Raw genomic sequence first — 15405 nt, 5'->3', positions numbered from 1 at the left:
GGATTAGATGCTGCAATCTTCAGATCGAGCGCAATCCTCCCGCCGCCAGCGAGCTACCGTAGCTAAAGTACCAAAACGAGGCGGTCAGGTGGATCATGCGGCTCATATAGTCGATGCCGAGGCGCTTGTCACGTCCTCATGAAGCTAAGCATTTGCTTGGTTTGCGCCGTGCTCCGTGGCCTCGGGAAAAAAGAGAGCATCATGCAGCGGTTCACGGTTCATGCAGACCATGGATCGAAAAGTTCGATTGCAAAGCCTTCGAAATCCTTCGAATTACGCGTTGCCAAGGTGAGCTGCTTCGCAATCGCGGTGGCGGCGATCAGACCGTCCATCGACGACAGACCGCGACCGCGGCGCTTGGCAAGGCCCATCAGGTCGCCCCAGGCCAAGGCAACGGCTTCGTCCACCGGCAAAACCCTTTGCTCGAAGCGCTGCGGCAAATCTCGAGCGAGCCATTCGGCCAGTGCCTCTCGTTTGCGGCCCTCATCCATGAGGGAAACGCCGCGCCGGATCTCGGCGATCGACACGACGCTGATGAATGATCGATCCTCATCAAGCCCGTCCAGCCACTTTAGAACGCCTACATCCGGCGCCGGCCTCGTCACCTCTGACAGGACATTGGTATCGAGCAGAAGCCTCAAAGCGGCTGATCACGCGGTTCGTCGGCTTGACGCTCAAGGTCGAGATCGGCGCCGCGCAGCGGCGACTCCAGGAGGAACTCCGCAAGCGTTCCTTTGCGGGCGGTCTTCCGCCGCCATTCCTCTGCGGACACGACGACAACGCTTGGTTTGCCGTTACGGGTGATCGTCTGAGGCGAAGATTGCGCCCGATCTATTACCTCCGAGAGCCGGGCCTTTGCCCCAGCGACCGTCCAGCTCGTATCTTCTTTGGGTCCGGGCAGCATCTCAATCTCATGACTATTCTGACCATCTTGACTATACCGGAATAGCGATGCTGCGGCAACAGGGGCTCTCAGGGGCCGGATACCTTTGGGCGCACGAGGCTGATCACATCTGCACCCATAGCTGGCCTGCTTCTGGCGTAAGCTGCTCGTTGTCACTACTCCCCGATCACGCCAGCTATGTTTTGATCATAATCGACCAGCGAGCCGGTCATGACGCCGGCCTGCGGGCTGAGCATGTAGGTGATCAGCCGGGCGAGCTGCGCCGGCTTCACCAGCTGACCCATCGGCTGCGCGGCCTCGGCCTTTTCCAGCCAGTCGTCCGGCGCATCGTGCCACTTCTTCTGCACGATCGCCTCGCCCTCGGTGTCCATCCAGCCGGGCAGCACCGCGTTGCAGCGAATGCGGTTTTTCCGGTAGGAGCTGGCGACATTCTTGGTCAGCGTCATCAGCGCGCCCTTGCTGGTCGAATAGGGCGTCAGGAAGGACTGGCCGGCATGCGCCGACATCGACAGCACGTTGACGATCGAGCCCGGCGCCCTGCGCTCCAGGAGATGCGCGACGAGGCCCTGCATCAGGAAAAAGGGGCCGCGCACATTGGTGTCGAAGATCTGATCGAAAAGCTCTTCCGATGTCTCGACCAACGAGCCGCGGGCCGAAGTGGCGGCGGCGTTGACCAGCGCGTTCAAGGTGCCGAAATGCGCGAGCGCCGTTGCGACGGCGCGCTTGCAGTCGGCGACCTTGGCGACATCGGCGCTGATGAAGATGGCGTCGACACCGTTTTTCTTGAGCGCTGCGACCGCCTTGTCGCCCTTCTCCTGCGAGCGGCCGACCAGCGCCAGCGCGCGGCAACCCTCGTCGGCCAAGGCTTCCGCCACGGCGAAGCCGATGCCCTGCGCGCCGCCGGTGACGATGGCGCGCGTTTCTGAATTGCGACCGGCTAGACCGTTCATCGCTCTGCTCCTGTAATCGATTTCAAAACCTTCAGGCGACGCGGACGGTCTTGCCCGTCTTGGCAGACTCCAAGGCCGCATCCGCCAACTTCAAGGCGACCAGCCCGTCCTTGCCGCTCGGCGCCGCCTTCTTGCCGGCAGTCGCGGCGGCGATGAAGGAAGCGATCTCGTTGGCGTAGGCGTCGATATAGCGGGTCATGAAGAAATCGTGCAGCGGCGGGCGGGTGTAGCCCTTGTCATTGGCGAGCTCGATCGACACCGGCCGCTGATTCTCGGCCGCAACCATGCCCTTCGAGCCGTGCGCCTCGATGCGCTGGTCGTAGCCATAGGTGGCGCGGCGCGAGTTGGAGATGACGGCCTGCTTGCCGGACGCCGTTTCCAGAATGACGCTGACGGAATCGAAATCGCCCGCTTCGCCGATCTTCTTGTCGACCAGCACCGAGGCGTGCGCGCTGACCGCCACCGGCTCTTCGCCGAGCAGGAAGCGCGCCATGTCGAAATCATGGATGGTCATATCGCGAAAAATGCCGCCGGATCGCGCGATGTAGTCGAGCGGCGGCGCGCCCGGATCGCGCGAGGTGATGGTGACCATCTCGACATCGCCGATGGCGCCGTCGTCGATCGCCTTGCGGACGGCGGCGAAATGCGGGTCGAAGCGGCGGTTGAAGCCGACCATCAGCGTAGCGCCGGCCTTGTCGACCACGGCCAGGCACTGCTCGACGCGCTTGACGTCGAGGTCGATCGGCTTCTCGCAGAAGATCGCCTTGCCGGCCCTGGCGAAGCGCTCGATGAGGTCGGCGTGAGTGTCGGTCGGCGTGCAGATGATGACGGCGTCGATGTCCTTGGCCTGCTCGATGGCGTCGCAGCTGCGCACCTCGGCCCCATAGGCGGAGGCAAGCTCCGTCGCCGCTTTCTCGAAGGCGTCCGCCACGGCCACCAGCTTGGCCTGCGGGTTTGAGGCTACGGCGCGGGCATGCACCTTGCCGATACGGCCGGCGCCGAGAAGAGCGAAGCGGAGAGTCATGGAATGTCCTTTGAGGGTGGCTCTAAAACGTGTCCGCGCCGGCCGGCGCGGACGATTTGGTCTGGTCCCGTCGTGGCGCCTGGTCAGGCGGCCTGAAGCTCCGCCTGCCCGGTCTTGGCGCCGGTGATGTAAGCGACGATGTCGTTGCCGTCGGTGTCCTGCTTGCGCAAATTGGCGACGATGCGGCCGCGCCGGAAGACGACGATGCGGTCGACCAGGTCGAAGACCTGGCGCATGTTGTGGCTGATCAGGATCAGCGGCTCGCCGTTCTCCTTCAGCGTGCGGATGATGTTCTCGACCTGCGCCGTTTCCTGCACGCCGAGCGCTGCGGTCGGCTCGTCCATGATGATCAGCTTGGAGGCGAAGGTTGCGGTCCTGGCGATCGCCACGCATTGGCGCTGGCCGCCCGACATGTGGCGGATGGTGCTGGAAAGGTTCGGGATCTTCACCGCGGTGCGGATCAGCGCCGCCTCCGTCGCCCTGCGCATCGCCTTGCGGTCGAGAATCGAGAAGGGGCCGAGGTTGAAAAGCACCTTCTCCCGGCCGAGGAAGAGGTTTGACGGCACGTCGAGGTCGTCGGCCAGAGCCAGGTTCTGGAACACGGTCTCGATGCCGGCCTCGCGCGCCTCGATCGGGCCGGCGAAGTTCACTTCCTTGCCGTCGAACCAGATATTGCCGTCGGTGCGCTGCTCGACGCCGGTGATCTGGCGCACGAAGGTCGACTTGCCGGCGCCGTTGTCGCCCATGATGGCGACATGCTCGCCCTTGCGCAGCTCGAAATTCGCCTCCTGCAGCGCGTGAACGCCGCCATAATGCTTGGTGAGGTTTTCGGTCTTCAGAACGATATCGGACATGGTCAAGCTCCTATCGCCCGGCGGCGCTGGCGCCATTGATCGAGAACGACTGCGCCGACAATGATCACGCCCTTGACCATCTCCTGGTAGTAGGCGTCGAGGCGCAGGAAGGTGAAGCCGGAAATGATAACGCCGAAGATCAGCGAGCCGATCACCGTGCCTATGATAGACCCGCGGCCGCCCGAGAGCGAGACGCCGCCGATGACCGCCATGGCGATGGCGTCGAGCTCGTACATCACGCCCATGCCGGCCTGGGCGGTGAGGTTCTTGGAGGAAAGCACCACCGCGGCGATCGAGGCGAGGATGCCGGCAATCACATAGACCAGCACCTTGTGGTTGGCGATCTTGATGCCGGACATGCGCGCGGCGTCCTCGTTGGAGCCAATGGCGTAACAATGCTTGCCGTATCGGGTGTAGCTCAGGACGAGCTGGAACAGGATCGCCAGTGAAATGAAGATGATGACCGGCATCAGCCCCTTGCCGATGGCCGCGAAGCTGTCGGTCGGGAACGAGATCGGTTGGCCCTTCGACCACCATTTGGCGATGCCGCGCGCCGTGACCATCATGCCGAGCGTGGCGATGAACGGCGGAATGCGGGTGTAGGCGATCAGGGCGCCGTTGATCAGGCCGGCAATCAGCCCGCAGCCGATCGCGACCAGAAGCGGCACGATGACCGGCAGGTCGGTCCATCCGTAGTCAATGAACATCGCCTTCGGGTTGGGATTGCCGTTGACGGTCGCAACCTGCGCGAAACTCATGGCGATCATGGCGGTGGCGCCTACGATCGAGCCCGAGGACAGGTCGATGCCGCCGCAGATGATGACCTGCGTGACGCCGATGGCTATGATGCCGACGATCGACACCTGCAGGATGATGATCTGCAGCCGCTGCTCGTTGAAGATAGCATCGACGTTATCGCGGGTGTTGAAGAGGAAGCTGTCGCCGAGGAAGACGCGGCCGATCAGCTCGAATGCGCCGACCAGGATGACCAGCGCCAGAAACACGTTGAACTCGGCAGGCCAGGGGCGCTTCTTGGCGTCATAGCTCAGCCCGCCAATGCCATGCGATGTCTGTGACACGTCTTCTTCCTCCGAATGACCGCGCCCGCTCTCCCGCCCGGTCGGGCGGGAGAAGGAAGGGAGCGACGCTGCTCTGTCTGCAGCCGATTTCAGCCAACTCGATGCGTCGGAGCGCCGCTCCAGGGTTTGTCCTCACGCAAGTCCGTATGGAAAACTTCCTGGAATTGCGTTGGCGCGGCGTCAGTTCTTCTTCAGGAACTTGTCGATGTTCGCCGGCGTCACGAGCTGGAAGGGGATGTAGACCTTGCGCTCCACCTTCTCGCCCTTGGAGAGCTTCAGCGCCGCATCGAGCGCGCCCGCGCCTTGGCCAGCCGCATCCTGGAAGACCGTGACGTCGAGATCGCCCGCCTGCATCGCGGCCAGCGCGTCCTGGGTTGCGTCGACGCCGCCGACCACGACCGACTTCATGTCGATATTGGCGGCCTTCATCGCCTGGATGGCGCCGATGGCGCTTTCGTCATTGTTGGCGATGACGCCGTCGAACGGCTTGCCGGACGACAGCCAGTTGGTCATCAGGTTCTGCGCTTCGTCACGCTTCCAGTTCGAGGTCTGCTTGTCGATGATCTTGATGAAGTTGCAGTCCGGCGTGGCAATCACTTCATCGATATCCTTGGTGCGCTGCACCGCCGCCTGATTGGAAAGCTCGCCCATGATCACATAGACATTGGCTTCCTTCTTGCCGGCTTCCTTGAACAGGCGGCAGATTTCCTTGGTCTCGAGCGTGCCGGACTCGGCCTCATTGGACGCGACGAAAGCCTGGTTGTCGGGCAGCTTGTCGACATTGACCGGCTCGCGGTTGACATAGACCAGCGGGATCTTGGCCGCGGCCGCCGCATCCGACATCGCCTGGGTGGCCGAAGTGTCGACCGGGTTGACGATGATCGCGTCGACGCCGGAAGCGGCGAAGTTCTTGATCTGGTCGAGCTGCTTGGCCACGTCGTTCTGCGCGTCCTCGACCTGCAGTTCGACGCCGTCCATGCCCTTGGCCTGGGCGATCATGCCGTTGCGCAGCACGGTCAGGAAATTGTCGTCGAAAAGAGCCATCGAGACGCCGATCTTGGCGGCGAAGGCGGACGAACACATCAGCGCCGAAAGCGCGACGCCCAAAAGCAGTTTCTTCATTTTAGTTTCTCCTCCACTTGGTGTCCGGCTGCACCGATTGAACCGGAATCCCCGATGTTACCGGGGAATCTCTCCCATGGCCCTTCCGGCGGCGTTTTCCTCGCATAATGGAACGCCTGGTCCTCTGTTTGAAACAGACGTTCCGGAACGAAAGAACCAAAATACCCAGTTGGTGAAATATTTATTCCATTTCGCTTGCAGCCGTCAAGGGAGATTCGAAATGGGCGTGCCGGTTTTTCGATGAAGACAAGCGTGCAGCGCCCTCGCGGCCGGGCATGCAAACGTTCTGCGGCGGAATCCCCGGGCGATTTCACGGCGCGAAAGAATTCCATCAGCCTGATGGATCACATCATTCCGACGGGAGACGGCTTAGATGTTTTCCGGCAGATAGATGTCGAAGGGGAGAAAAGTCTGGCCGGGCGCATTGGCGGCGCCGGTCTCGATGGCATGCGCCATCAGGCCGACAAGCTCGCGGCAGAGCGCCGCCAGCGGGGTCGAGATCACCATGGTGAGGATGTTGTCGGCAAGTGCCGCGCGCGACTCCGCATTGATCTCGTTGCAGACGACCACCGGCATATGCGCCGGCTTCGCCGCCCTCAACGCCGCGACCGCGCCCTCCATGCCGCCGCCAGCGACGTAGCAGCCGGCAAGGTCGGGATGCCGAGCCAGAAGCTCGAGCATCGCATCATGCGTCACCTGGTTGGCCTCCAGGTTGACCAGCGTCTCCATCACAGTGAAATCCGGCGCATGCTCGCGAAAATAGGAGCGGAAGCCGATCTCGCGCAGCTCGTGACCATGAAAACGGTGGCTGCCGACGAAAAGCGCGACCTTGCCTGGCTTGCTGGCGGCCTTGGCGATCATCCAGGCCGCGGTGCGTCCGACCTTGCGGTTGTCGAGCCCGACATAGCCTTCACGGATGCCGGCGGCGAAGTCGGAGAGCAGCGAAAAGACCGGCTGCCCTCGCGCCTTCAGCGCCTCGACCACCGCCGTCAGGGTGGGATGGTCCGGACCGACCACGGCGATGGCCCTGGATTTCGCCGCCAGCTTGCGCATCTGGGCGGCGATCTCATCGGGCGCCAGCGAAGCGGCGAAGTCGATCGTCGCAGTGCCCCGGAAACGTTGCGATTGCGAGACCGCAAGCTCCAGCTCGCGGGCGAAATCGCCGTAGAAAACGTCATTGCCGCGTAGCAGCAGGAAGCCGAGACGATATTCGGGCAACTCCTGGCGCATGCGCTGCCTGATCAGGCCGGCGGCGTGATAGCCGATGTCGGTCGCCGCGTCGTAGACGCGACGCGCCGTCTCCTCGCGCACCGGCAGGCGATTGTTCAACACCCGGTCGACCGTGGCGACGCTGAAGCCTGAAACGCGCGCGAGATCGGTGATTGTCGGCCGCTTTGCCATGAGGTGCTCCATCGCTTGCCCGACTCAGATTAGCCGAATCTGATAGAAAATGATAGAATCTATCTTTGTGACATTGAGGCTATCATGGCTTGGCGCTATGGTGAAGTCGAAGCCAGCCATGGGCGAGGCGCGGCATTGCCGAGGGCCGTTCGCCAGGTGCTGATGGAGGACCCCGCAATGACGGCAATCACGTCTCCGGCGCCGTCCGGACGCGACTACAGCCTGACCGGCCGCGACGCCAAGCGCGCGGTCGAGAACGGGCTTTCGGCGGCCCAATGGTACCACACCGAGATCCCGCGCAAGCAGATGAAGGAGCTGATGCAGCGCTCCGACCAGCCGGCTATTCGCGACACCATCATCTGGCTCGGTGCGCTGATCCTCAGTGGCGCGGGCGGCGCTTGGTTCTGGGGCAGCTGGTGGTGCGTACCGTTCTTCTTGGTCTATGGCACGCTCTACGGTTCCTCGACCGACTCCCGCTGGCACGAATGCGGCCACGGCACCGCCTTCCGCACCCAATGGATGAACGATGCGGTCTACCAGCTCGCCTGCTTTATGATCATGCGCAATCCGGTGACCTGGCGCTGGAGCCATACACGCCACCACACCGACACCATCATCGTCGGCCGCGACCCGGAGATCGCCGTCATGCGACCGCCGGACCTTTTGCGTGTTGGGCTGAATTTTTTCGGCATGCTCGATGCCTGGCATGCGATGACCGACATGGTGCGCAATGCCGCCGGCGTCATCAGCGCCGCGGAAAAGACCTTCATCCCGGAACAGGAGCAGCCCAAGGCCATCCGCATCGCCCGTATTTGGCTCGCGATCTATGTCGCGACCATCGCGCTGGCGCTCTATCTGCATTCATGGCTGCCGCTGATGCTCGTCGGCCTGCCCCGCCTCTACGGCGCCTGGCATCACGTCATGACCGGGCTGCTGCAGCATGGCGGGCTGGCCGACAATGTCATCGACCATCGGCTGAACAGCCGCACCGTCTACATGAACCCGATCAGCCGGTTCATCTACTGGAACATGAACTACCATGTGGAGCACCACATGTTCCCGATGGTGCCCTATCACGCGCTGCCGAAGCTGCATGAGCTGATCAAGCACGATTTGCCGGCGCCGACGCCGTCGATCCTGGCCGGCTACCGCGAGATGATCCCCGCCTTCCTGCGCCAGCTGCGCAACGAGGACTACTTCCTCAAGCGCGAGCTGCCGCCGACGGCAAAGCCCTACCGGGAAGAGCTCCACAACGACAATCCGGTAGCGGCCGCGGCCAAGTGACCGGATCCGACACAACCGACAACGAAGAATTTCGCCGGAGGACGACATGAGCGACTGGGTCGAGGCCTGCGCGGCCGGAGACATCGACGAGGAGGACGTAATGCGGTTCGATCACGCCGGCCGCACCTACGCCATCTATCGCAGCCCGGAGGACGAGTATTACGCGACCGACGGCCTGTGCTCGCATGAGAAGGTGCATCTGGCCGACGGGCTGGTGATGGACGACATCATCGAGTGTCCAAAACACAATGGCCGCTTCAACTACAAGACCGGCGACGCGCGCGGGGCGCCGGTCTGCGTCAATCTCAAGACCTATCCGGTCAAGGTCGACGCCGGCAAAGTCCTCATTCAGCTTGGGTGACGGCATGGCGGGAGGAATGGTCATCATCGGCGCCGGCGAGTGCGGCGGTCGTGCCGCGCTTACCCTGCGCGACCTTGGTCATGAAGGGCCGGTGACGCTGGTCGGCGACGAGCCGCATCTGCCCTATGAACGGCCGCCGCTGTCGAAGGAGGCGATGACCAGCGAGGCGCCCCTCATCAAGGCGATCGCCAGCGACGAGCTTCTGGCCGAACGCTCGATCCGCCACATCCATTCCGTTCGGGCCGTCGCGATCGACCGCGCCGCGCATCTCGTGCGCCTCTCCGACGGCTCTTCGCTTGGTTATGACAAGCTGCTGCTCGCGACCGGGTCCGTGCCGCGCAAGCTGCCGATGCCGGGTCTGGGCGGCCGCTGCGTTTATCTCAGGACCTTCAACGACGCGCTCGCCATCCGCGCCCATCTCAAGCCGGAGAACCGCGTCGCCATCATCGGCGGGGGCTTCATCGGCCTCGAGCTTGCCGCCTCCGCGCGCAAGCTGGGCGCAACGGTCACGGTGCTGGAGGCGCAGCCGCGCATCCTGATGCGCGGCGTGCCGGCCGAGGTCGCGGAAATCATTCATAAGGCGCATCAGGCCGAAGGCGTGAAGGTGCTTACCGGCCAAGGCATCACGGCGATTGCCGATGACGGCACGCAAGTTCGCATCACGCTTGCCGACAGGCAGGACATCGTCGCCGATCTTGCCGTGATCGGCATCGGCGCGGTGCCGGTGACGGCGCTCGCCGCCGAAGCAGGACTTGCGATCGACAATGGTATCGCCGTCGATGAGAACCTTTGCACCGCGGATCCGGATGTTTTTGCCGCCGGCGACTGCTGCTCGTTCCCGCTCGCCGTCTATGGCGGCCGGCGCGTGCGGCTGGAAGCCTGGCGCAACGCGCAGGAGCAGGGCGCGCTCGCCGCGAAGAACATGCTGGGCGCCAAGGAGGCGCATGCCGCGGTGCCGTGGTTCTGGTCGGATCAATATGGGCTCACGCTGCAGATCGCCGGGCTTTCGGACGAAGGCCGCTCGACCGTACGGCGCGACCTCTACGACGGCGCCTTCATTCTGTTCCACCTGGCCGAGGACGGCAGGCTGGTCGCCGCCAGCGGCATCGGGCCCGGCAATGCGGTGGCGCGCGACATACGGCTGGCCGAGATGCTGATCGCGAAGCGGGCGACGCCCGCGCCTGAGGCGCTCGGCTCGCAATCGGTCAAGCTGAAGTCGCTGCTGGCGGCATAGGCCCGAGTAACCGAGGGGGTTCACGGACATGGCACGCAACAGACCGACCGTCGCCGATTTGCAATCGCTCAAGGGCAAGCGGCAGCTTTCGAAGCTGCGCGTTTTCTCGCTGGAGGAGGCCGAGGCCGCCGAGCGTGCCGGCCTCGACATCATCTCGGTTCCCTATGACCTTATCTTCGATCCGCGTTTTCGCGACGCCGCGCCCACCTGCTTTGCCATTCCCGGGGACGAACGCATCAAGCTGGGCGCAACCACCGACGAGATCCTGCGCACGGCGGTGAAGCTGCGCGCGGCCAGCGCCGACGCCATGTATTGCTCGGCCAGCCTGCAGACCATCCGCCGGCTGCGCGACGAGCATATTCCGGTCTGCGGTCATGTCGGCCTGATCCCGGCGCATGCGACCTGGACGGGCGGCTTCAAGGCAGTCGGCAAGACGGCCGAAAGTGCTGCCCTCGTCTGGAAGCAGGTCAAGGAGCTTGAAGCCGCCGGCGCCTTCGCCGCCGAGATCGAAGTTGTGCCGGCGTCGGTTGCAAGCGCGATCTCGCGGCGGACGCCGCTGATCATGATTTCGATGGGCGCGGGCGCCGGCTGCGACGCGCAATATCTATTCGCGGAAGACGTGCTCGGCAGCAATCGCGGCCATTATCCGCGCCATGCCAAGCGCTACCGCGACTTCGCGGCGGAGTTCGACCGCCTGCAGAGCGAGCGCATCGCGGCCTTCCGCGAATATGCCGACGATATCCAGTCGGGCGCCTATCCAGAGCCGCGGCATATGGTCGAGACGGATGCCTACGAAATGCGCAAGTTCGAGGCGTTTCTCGCCTCGGAAGGCTACTGAGCCACCCGGCTCAGCCGGCTAGAACAGCGTCTTCAGCTCGTCCAGCTTGTCGTTGACCAGCCAGCCGTAATAATTCTCCTCGGGCAGCTTTTCCGGTTCCCCGGCGGCGCGACGCTTCTCGTTCTCCTCCTCCAACGCATAGGCGCGCTGCTCGGGGTTGCCGACATTGTAGAGCGTGGCGGTCAGGCCCGGATTGTGCGAGATGTCGAAGCCGGCGATGCTGTTGTAAGCGTCGATCGACTTCCTGATGGTCGCAGCGACGTAAGGCAGCGTGAGGTCGGGATCCATGATGGTCTTGTAGACCGTGTTCGGATCATTGACGTCGAGCTCGGGCAGGCCGGAGACCTTGTGCACGAGATCGCTCATCTGCAGCGCCGTCAGCGGGTTGAGCTGGCCGAGTCCGAAAGTCTGGCCGGCATAGTAGGGCTGGAAGAAAGTGGCTCCGAAGCGGTCGTTGGGGAAGCTGGTCCCGCCGACGGTCTTGCCGCGGAAGGAATGGTTCCACACCTGCTCGCGGCATTCCCAAAGATCGTAGCTGTCGGTTATGCCGGCGCATTTCTGGAATTGCGGCCGCTCAACGAAATCGCTGACGTCCTCCCCTTCATAAGCAAAGGTGAGCTTGCTCGACAGGTATGACATTGCCTTGACGTAATAGGTCTGCAGCCGATCATAGGCGTCGACATTGTAGGTGTGCTCGCCGACGATGGCGCCGACGATGTGCATCGGATCGATGTCGTAGGCGGCCGCCACTTTCCGGATCTTGGCGCGCAGCTCGGCATCGTTCTGCAAGAGCGCGTAGACCTTGCGATACTTGGCCTGGAAGCTGGTGTTGGTGGCCTGGGTGCGCCGGCTGGAAGCGCCCGGAATATCCGGCTGCACGCTGTTGCGATTGCCCGGCGGCACCATGGTCGCCGCGTTCGCCGTTGCCATCGCCGCGGCCAATGCCAGCCCAACAAAAAGAAGTATGCGTTTCTTCATCCACCGCCGCCTTCAAGTCGGCGGCAAACTAGGTAAAGCGCGTGGGAGAGTCGAGACGAGGCAAGCTTCCGACGGGACGAAAGGTGGCCAGATGGTACCATCTGGCCACACATCGCCGGGCTCGCCCGTTAGAGGATGAACCGTGACAGGTCGGTGTTGCGCGAGAGATCGCCGACATGCTTCTGCACGTAGTCGGCATCGATGGTGACCGCCGTGCCGTGGCGGTCCGGCGCGTCGTAGGAAATCTCGTCCAGCACCCGCTCCATCACCGTCTGCAGGCGTCTGGCGCCGATATTCTCGACATTGGCGTTGAGGTCGACGGCAATGCCGGCGAGCGAATCGATGGCGTCGTCGGTGAAGGCCAACTCGACGCCTTCGGTCTTCATCAGCGCAATATACTGCTTGATGAGGCTGGCCTCCGTTTCGGTGAGGATGCGGACGAAATCCTGCTTCTCCAGGGCACGCAACTCGACCCGGATCGGCAAGCGGCCCTGCAGCTCCGGAAGCAGGTCCGAAGGCTTGGAGACGTGGAACGCGCCCGAGGCGATGAAAAGAATATGGTCCGTCTTGATCGGCCCGTATTTCGTCGCAACGGTGGTGCCTTCAACCAGCGGCAGCAGATCGCGCTGAACGCCTTCACGCGAGGGACCGCCCGAAATGTCGCTCCTGGCCGCGATCTTGTCGATCTCGTCGAGGAACACGATGCCGTCATTCTCCGTCGATTCCAGCGCCTGGCGAACCACCTCGTCCTGGTCGAGCAGCTTGTCGGACTCGTCATTGATCAGTAGCGCGTAGGATTCCTTCACCGTCGTCTTGCGGGTCTTGGTCTTCCTGCCGCCCATCGCCTTCGACAGCATGTCGTTGATGTTGAGCACGCCGATATTGGCGCCCGGCATGCCGGGGATCTCGAAGCCCGGCATACCGCCGGTGCCGGTGTCCGCCACCTCGATCTCGATCTCCTTGTCGTCGAGCTCACCGTCGCGCAGCCGCTTGCGGAAGCTGTCGCGCGTGGCCGGGCTCGCGGTCTTGCCGACCAAAGCTTCGAGCACGCGCTCTTCGGCATTGATGTGAGCGCGCGCCTTGACGTCCTCGCGCATCTTCTCGCGCGTCAGGCCGATGGCGACCTCGACGAGATCGCGCACGATCTGCTCGACGTCGCGGCCGACATAGCCGACCTCGGTGAACTTGGTGGCCTCGACCTTGACGAAAGGCGCGCCGGCCAGCCGCGCCAGCCGGCGCGAGATCTCGGTCTTGCCGACGCCGGTCGGGCCGATCATGAGGATGTTCTTGGGCATCACCTCTTCGCGCATCTGGCCCTCCAACTGCTGGCGGCGCCAGCGGTTGCGCAAGGCGATCGCCACGGCGCGCTTGGCGTCTTTCTGGCCGATGATGAAGCGGTCGAGTTCCGAAACGATTTCGCGGGGAGAAAAGGTGCTCATATTACTCAAATTCCACTTTGCCACTGCCTGATGGACTCGAACGGATGCAGCAGCATGATCACGTTGAGCGTCAGATTGTCCCGGATGATGTAGCCCGTGCCGAATTCGAAAATGAGCGCCAGGGCCACGATCACCCATATAGGGAGCTTTCGCGCCATCACAAATCCGAGCGCCATGAACAGCGTGTCGGACACCGAATTGATGATGCTGTCGCCGTAATAGTTGAGGGAGATGGTGCCGGCGCGGTAGCGGTCGATGATGAAGGGGCTGTTCTCCAGGAGTTCCCAGCCGCCTTCGATGAGGACGGCGAAAGCCAGCCTCAGCCCGACGGGCGAGCGCGGGAACAGAGCCCAGGCCAGCGCATAGAACAGGAAGCCGTGGATGATGTGCGAGAAGGTGTACCAGTCGGCGATGTGCTGGGAATTCTCCGAGCTGTTCACCACACCATGCCAGAGCTTGACGTAGCCGCAGGTGCAGATCGGCGGATGGCCCATGCCGTAGAGAATGCCGGCCTGGAAAACGACGAGAGCCAGCACCAGCAGCAGCCCCATGCGCCAGCTGTCTTCATAGGCCGACAGCGTCTTGTCTCCCCCGGATGCGGTCATTGTGATCAGTCCCCCTCTTCTTGGTCGCTTTCGGCCGCATCGACGGCCATCAGCACGACGTCCCCATATTCCGAATGCCTGCGGCCGATCGGCCTGAAGCCGGCCTTTTCATAGGCGCGGATGGCGCGGCCATTGCCGGGATGCGGATCGATGACGACGCGCGGCGCGCCTTCCTCGAACAGTTCCGCGACGAACTGGCGGACGATGGCCGAGCCGTGGCCGATGCCGACCAGGTCCGGCGGCCCGATCGACAGATCGATACCCAGCGTGCCGAATGGCTGGTCGGCGTAAGGATGGTTGTCCTCGAGATGCGGATCGTAGCTCTGCAGATAGGCGATCGGCCTGCCGCCCAATTCGACGATCAGCGGCTCCACCGAAACCGACCCGATATGCTCGCGTATCTCGGCGATCTCCTTTTCCGGATCGCCCCACCATTCGGCGATATGCGGCTCGGCAAGCCAGCGGGCGATCATCGGCAGATCCTTTTGGGTGACCGGCCGAAAATCGTAGCTGTCTTCCTGTTCGACCATGATCTGTTCCAGAAGCCGATTCCCACTTTTCGGGATCATGGCCGGCCGCCTAGGCGGCATCGAGCGTTTCGACGACGAAGCTGCTGTTGGTGTAGACGCAGATATCGGCGGCGATCTGCATCGCCCTGCGGGCGATCTCCTCGGCGTCCTTGTCGGTGTCCATCAGCGCGCGGGCGGCGGCGAGCGCGTAGTTGCCGCCGGAGCCGATGGCCATGACGCCATGTTCTGGCTCGAGCACGTCACCGGTGCCGGTCAGCGCCAGCGAGACCGACTTGTCGGCGACCAGCATCATCGCTTCCAGGCGGCGCAGGTAGCGGTCGGTGCGCCAGTCCTTGGCGAGCTCGACGCAGGCGCGGGTCAGTTGGTCAGGATATTGTTCGAGCTTGGCTTCGAGGCGTTCTAGGAGGGTGAAGGCGTCGGCGGTGGCGCCGGCAAAACCGGCAATGACACTGCCGCCCTTGCCGATGCGGCGCACCTTGCGGGCGTTGCCCTTCATGATGGTCTGGCCAAGGCTGACCTGGCCGTCGCCGGCGATGACAACCTTGCTGCCCTTGCGCACGGTGACGATGGTCGTGGCGTGCATGGTCAGTTCATTCGACATTTCCTGCTCCGAGTCGCGCTATCCCTCAAAGGCGATTGGCGCGGTACGAGTGACTTTGATCGGCCATATGTATGCATAGGGCGAGTGATTGCAAACCGTCCGCGGCAAGGCCGATACAGTCCGGAATGGCAACTGGCAATCGCAGGATCATGCTGATAGAAGGCTCTCGTTTTCAAGCCCGCGCCTCTGAACAGGACAGAC

The 15405-nt window shown here is 63.2% G+C and carries 17 protein-coding genes; 4 read left to right on the top strand and 13 right to left on the bottom strand.

The features are described 5' to 3' along the window. Positions 1 to 218: 218 nt before the first annotated feature. The 8 genes from CK221_RS04790 to CK221_RS04755 form a co-directional block, all read right to left on the bottom strand. The gene (locus tag CK221_RS04790) at positions 219 to 641 is read right to left on the bottom strand and encodes a type II toxin-antitoxin system VapC family toxin (protein ID WP_095776898.1); all 423 of its coding nucleotides are present in this window, start codon (positions 639 to 641) and stop codon (positions 219 to 221) included. Beyond that, a complete protein-coding gene (locus CK221_RS04785; RefSeq protein WP_095776897.1) occupies positions 638 to 904 on the bottom strand; it encodes a type II toxin-antitoxin system Phd/YefM family antitoxin in 267 nt (88 codons plus the stop codon). The genes CK221_RS04790 and CK221_RS04785 overlap by 4 nt, the downstream gene beginning before the upstream one ends. 155 nt (positions 905 to 1059) lie before the next feature. Continuing rightward, a complete protein-coding gene (locus CK221_RS04780; protein ID WP_067002874.1) occupies positions 1060 to 1854 on the bottom strand; it encodes an SDR family oxidoreductase in 795 nt (264 codons plus the stop codon). 31 nt (positions 1855 to 1885) lie between these two features. Beyond that, positions 1886 to 2878, bottom strand: a complete 993-nt coding sequence (iolG, locus tag CK221_RS04775) for an inositol 2-dehydrogenase (RefSeq protein WP_095776896.1) — start codon at positions 2876 to 2878, stop codon at positions 1886 to 1888. A gap of 83 nt (positions 2879 to 2961) precedes the next feature. Beyond that, on the bottom strand, positions 2962 to 3732 hold the full coding sequence (locus CK221_RS04770) for an ATP-binding cassette domain-containing protein (RefSeq protein WP_095777089.1): 771 nt from the start codon (positions 3730 to 3732) through the stop codon (positions 2962 to 2964). A 2-nt stretch (positions 3733 to 3734) separates the two neighbouring features. After that, a complete protein-coding gene (locus CK221_RS04765; RefSeq protein ID WP_067323903.1) occupies positions 3735 to 4811 on the bottom strand; it encodes an ABC transporter permease in 1077 nt (358 codons plus the stop codon). 180 nt (positions 4812 to 4991) lie between these two features. Then, positions 4992 to 5933 carry a sugar ABC transporter substrate-binding protein gene (locus CK221_RS04760; RefSeq protein WP_067002877.1) on the bottom strand — a complete coding sequence of 314 codons (942 nt, stop codon included), beginning with the start codon at positions 5931 to 5933 and terminating at the stop codon, positions 4992 to 4994. Between the two features lie 369 nt (positions 5934 to 6302). Then, on the bottom strand, positions 6303 to 7334 hold the full coding sequence (locus CK221_RS04755) for a LacI family DNA-binding transcriptional regulator (RefSeq protein WP_095777088.1): 1032 nt from the start codon (positions 7332 to 7334) through the stop codon (positions 6303 to 6305). 177 nt (positions 7335 to 7511) lie between these two features. Between CK221_RS04755 and CK221_RS04750 the strand changes: the two genes are divergently transcribed. The 4 genes from CK221_RS04750 to CK221_RS04735 are packed head-to-tail and all read left to right on the top strand — an operon-like array spanning position 7512 to position 11051. After that, positions 7512 to 8618: a fatty acid desaturase family protein gene (locus tag CK221_RS04750; protein WP_095777087.1), complete on the top strand. Its 1107-nt coding sequence runs from the start codon at positions 7512 to 7514 to the stop codon at positions 8616 to 8618. A gap of 46 nt (positions 8619 to 8664) precedes the next feature. Further along, on the top strand, positions 8665 to 8979 hold the full coding sequence (locus CK221_RS04745; RefSeq protein ID WP_067002880.1) for a MocE family 2Fe-2S type ferredoxin: 315 nt from the start codon (positions 8665 to 8667) through the stop codon (positions 8977 to 8979). Positions 8980 to 8983: 4 nt separating this feature from the next. Further along, positions 8984 to 10213: an FAD-dependent oxidoreductase gene (locus CK221_RS04740; protein WP_095776895.1), complete on the top strand. Its 1230-nt coding sequence runs from the start codon at positions 8984 to 8986 to the stop codon at positions 10211 to 10213. Between the two features lie 28 nt (positions 10214 to 10241). After that, on the top strand, positions 10242 to 11051 hold the full coding sequence (locus CK221_RS04735) for a 3-methyl-2-oxobutanoate hydroxymethyltransferase (protein WP_095776894.1): 810 nt from the start codon (positions 10242 to 10244) through the stop codon (positions 11049 to 11051). A gap of 18 nt (positions 11052 to 11069) precedes the next feature. On the opposite strand, the gene CK221_RS04730 is transcribed toward CK221_RS04735, so the two are convergent. The 5 genes from CK221_RS04730 to hslV form a co-directional block, all read right to left on the bottom strand. Further along, positions 11070 to 12029, bottom strand: a complete 960-nt coding sequence (locus tag CK221_RS04730) for a DUF1402 family protein (protein ID WP_067323893.1) — start codon at positions 12027 to 12029, stop codon at positions 11070 to 11072. A gap of 128 nt (positions 12030 to 12157) precedes the next feature. Next, positions 12158 to 13468, bottom strand: a complete 1311-nt coding sequence (gene hslU, locus CK221_RS04725; RefSeq protein WP_067323891.1) for an ATP-dependent protease ATPase subunit HslU — start codon at positions 13466 to 13468, stop codon at positions 12158 to 12160. Positions 13469 to 13473: 5 nt separating this feature from the next. Further along, a complete protein-coding gene (locus CK221_RS04720; RefSeq protein WP_067002893.1) occupies positions 13474 to 14073 on the bottom strand; it encodes a DUF2585 domain-containing protein in 600 nt (199 codons plus the stop codon). Positions 14074 to 14078: 5 nt separating this feature from the next. Further along, positions 14079 to 14603, bottom strand: coding sequence for a GNAT family N-acetyltransferase (locus CK221_RS04715; protein WP_095777086.1), 525 nt, complete (start codon positions 14601 to 14603; stop codon positions 14079 to 14081). A 49-nt stretch (positions 14604 to 14652) separates the two neighbouring features. After that, entirely contained in the window at positions 14653 to 15204 is a 552-nt protein-coding gene (gene hslV / locus CK221_RS04710) for an ATP-dependent protease subunit HslV (protein ID WP_067002895.1), read from the bottom strand. Between the last annotated feature and the right edge of the window lie 201 nt (positions 15205 to 15405).

This window comes from Mesorhizobium sp. WSM3868 (assembly GCF_002294785.1).
Classification (GTDB): Bacteria; Pseudomonadota; Alphaproteobacteria; order Rhizobiales; family Rhizobiaceae; genus Mesorhizobium.
The sequence above is the reverse complement of the archived record's forward strand: the minus strand, read 5'-3'. Positions and strand labels throughout refer to the sequence as shown.